General features: G+C 57.8%; 1 protein-coding gene. It reads left to right on the forward strand.

The window, feature by feature from the left end:
• Window positions 1–1,040, forward strand: a 1,040-nt coding sequence (locus AC2FNU_RS24780) for an FAD-dependent monooxygenase (RefSeq protein ID WP_496794307.1), incomplete at both ends; no start/stop codon positions are given.

Raw genomic sequence — 1,040 nt, forward strand, 5'->3', positions numbered from 1 at the left:
ATCAGGATCTGATGGGCGAGAACGTGTTCTGCGAAAGCCTAGCAGGTGAGGAAATCGGACGCATGAAAAGCTGGGGCAATCACCCGCTGTCCAAGGCCGAACACCTGCTGTCCAGCCCGACCATGATGAACGATCTGCCACAGACATTCATGGAACCCATTCTGTTCGGCACCGCTTGTCGCCGCGGGACTCAGGCGCGCATGAGCACCGAATATTTGCGACATGAGCAAGACGCAGATGGCGTGACGACGACGTGTTTGGATCGTTTGTCGGGCGAAGAAATCACGATCCGGTCAAAATATCTGGTCGGCGCAGACGGCGGCAATTCACTGGTCGCCGAACATGCCGGTTTGCCTTTCGAAGGTCAGATGGGCGTCGGCGGGTCCATGAACATCCTGTTCCGCGCGGATCTCAGCAAATACGTCGCGCATCGCCCCTCGGTCCTCTATTGGGTGATGCAGCCGGGTGCGAATGTCGGTGGCATCGGTATGGGTCTGGTCCGCATGGTCCGCCCGTGGAACGAATGGCTGATTGTCTGGGGCTATGATATCAACCAACCCGCCCCCGAAGTTGACGAGGCCATGGCCACGCAGGTTGCGCGTCAACTTGTCGGCGACCCCGAGCTTGAGATCGAACTGATCAGCGCCAACACCTGGACTGTCAACAACATGTACGCGACCCATATGCAGAAGGACCGCGTGTTCATCATGGGTGACGCGGCGCACCGTCATCCGCCGTCAAATGGTTTGGGATCGAATACTTCGATACAGGACAGCTTCAACCTCGCCTGGAAACTGGCGGCTGTCCTGAAAGGCCATGCCGGAGAGAGTTTGCTCGACAGCTACAGCGAAGAACGCGCACCGGTTGCAAAGCAGATCGTCACGCGGGCCAATCAATCCATCGGTGAATTCGGACCGATCTTTGAATCGCTCGGAATGGCTGAAGGCGTAGACCCTGAGGTCATGCAAAGCAACCTTGAGGCCCGCTCGGGATCAACACCTGAAGCTGCGGCACAAAGACAGGCCATTCGCGAGGCGATT

The organism is Ruegeria sp. BHSB064, assembly GCF_059613205.1.